This window comes from Cyanobacteriota bacterium (assembly GCA_025054735.1).
Taxonomy (GTDB): domain Bacteria; phylum Cyanobacteriota; class Cyanobacteriia; order SKYG9; family SKYG9; genus SKYG9.
The window spans coordinates 1-2,413 of record JANWZG010000501.1 but is presented as its reverse complement, the minus strand read 5'-3'; the positions used below and the strand labels follow the sequence as shown (position 1 = coordinate 2,413).

The 2,413-nt window shown below is 51.7% G+C and carries 2 protein-coding genes; both read right to left on the bottom strand.

The genetic code is table 11. The features are described from left to right. Window positions 1-850, bottom strand: an 850-nt coding sequence (locus NZ772_17380; GenBank protein MCS6815329.1) for an HlyD family secretion protein, incomplete at its 3' end; no start/stop codon positions are given. Between the two features lie 92 nt (window positions 851-942). Further along, window positions 943-2,413 (bottom strand): peptidase domain-containing ABC transporter (locus NZ772_17375; protein MCS6815328.1); only part of this gene is annotated, 1,471 nt, incomplete at its 5' end.

Below are 2,413 nucleotides of genomic sequence, written 5' to 3'. Positions count from 1 at the left end.
CCTGTTGCTGCTGCTGAAGGTATTGGAGTTGAGCAATGCCACCCTCTTGGTATAGCTTAGTCAAATTTCTAAGAATGCCTTGATCGACCTCTAGGAGCTGTTTTGCCCCGGCAATTTGGGTTTGTACCTGAGCTAGTTGCCGTTGTAATTGAGTTACCTCTAGTTCAGCAGCATTAATGCGCGAGGCAATTTCCGTCGTACCCGATCGCAACCGTGCCTGCTCTTCAGGGGTCAGATTGCCGCTAGAGGCTGCCCCCGACAGTTGTAGTCGATACACTTGGTTTTCAGCGATTAAGGCTGCGCGGTTCTGGGTTAGCAACGCCTGTTGGGGTGACAACGATGCAGGCACTGGCTGACTGGGATCATTGTTTAGCTGGGCTTGGTAATATTCATTCTCTTCCACAAGGGCTTTGCGGACTTGACGGAGAGCAGTTTCTTGAGCTTTGGAAACAGTCGGATCCAGCTTTAGCAAAATCTCGTCTTTCTGCACCCTATCCCCATCTTTAATCAACACTTCCTTGACTACGCCATTGACGGGAACCTGCACCTCAGCTACTTTAGCCTCTGGTTCCAGTTTGCCCTGGGCAGGCACAGCCTCATCTGTCTTGGCAATGCAGGCCCAGGCAATAACCGCTGTGGTCACGCCCATCAAGGTCCAAATGATGGCCCGCGACCATGAGTGGGGCTGTCGCAGCACAACTGACTGATCAAAGGCTTCGCCCGCAGGTTGATAGTTCTTGCGCCAGTTGCGATCGCCCTGGGCTTGCACAGTTGTAGGAGTAACTGGGGGTCTGCTGCCACCAGACAAGGGTGCAGATTGGCCGTTGCCATTGCCGCTATAGAGGTTCATCGTTCGTTGTCCTTTTGCTGCTAGTGAGTACGAGTTATTAGGTACTGGCTGCTGGTCACATCACCTGAAACTATTACAAGACATCGAGACCTTTAGACTGCCATGACTTCCTGCTGCTGATAGAGGCAATAGTATCGCCCCTTTTGGGCAATTAGCTCATCGTGGGTGCCTTGCTCCACGATGGAGCCACGATCCATAACAATGATCACATCCGCCGACTGGATAGTACGCAGACGATGGGTAATAAAGAACACGGTGCGTCCATGAAATGCACTAATCAAGTTTTGGCACACTTGGCGCTCGGTTTCATAGTCCAAGGCGCTGGTAGCCTCGTCCAAGATTAATAGTTCTGGGTTTTGGAGAATGGTGCGAGCGATCGCAATGCGTTGCCGTTGTCCACCGGACAGGGATGCACCCCGCTCACCCACACGGGTGTTGTAGGCACTAGGCAGCCCCATAATAAAGTCATGGGCAACCGCTAGCTTTGCCGCTGCAATAATGTCTTCCGTGGGGGCATCGGGCAGGGTCAGGGCGATGTTTTCTTGGATAGTGCCATCAAACAAAAGAGGCTCTTGGGGCACCAACCCAATTTGGGATCGTAGGGAATATAGCTCTACTTTACTGATGTCATAGCCATCGATCAAAATACGTCCACCGTTGACCTCGTATAGTCGGGGCAATAGCTTCATCAACGTACTCTTACCAGAGCCACTCTGCCCCACAATGCCCACGAAGGTACCTTCAGGAATGTCTAGGTCAACATTGTTGATCTGCATAGGACCAGTGCCCGAAAACCGGAATGACACATTCTCATAGGTGACTGCACCGCGAATGGTGGGCATGGGAATGTTATTGCGATCGAGGGCATCTGTCTCTTGGGGAGTGTCCACAATGTCTGCTAACCGCTCTAAGGACAGTGCTGTCTGCTGGAAGTTTTGCCACAACTGCACTAGGCGCAACAGCGGCTGCGTGACATAGCCTGCAATAATGCGGAAAGCAATTAACTGACCTAGGCTCATTTCCTGTTTTAGAACCAAATAGGCACCAACCCACAGCACCAACAAGCCCGATAGCTGGCTGAGCAGATTACTGGTAGAACTAGCCGCTGTCGAGGTGAGCACGGTCTTAAACCCAGCCGAGACATAGCGGGCATATTGCTCTTGCCAGCGCCAGCGAGACCGTAACTCAATATTCTGAGCCTTAACGGTTTGAATGCCATTCAGCACCTCTACTAAGTGAGACTGAGTTTCAGCATTTCGTTCCGCTTTTTCCCGCAATTGCCGACGAATGATGGGGGCAGCAATGATGGTGAGTGCCGCAAACAGGGGAATAGTGGCTAGGGCTACTAGGGTCAGTAGCCAACTATAGATAAACATCACCACAATGTATAGGGTGGAGAAGACCGCATCGAGCACCACGGTGAGAGCGGTACTCGTCATGAATTGACGAATATTTTCTAGCTCATTGACCCGAGTCGCTAATTCACCCACGGGTCGCCGATCGAAGTAGCGCAGAGGCAGCCGCAGCAGGTGATCAATAATCTCTGACCCCAGCTTCATGTCA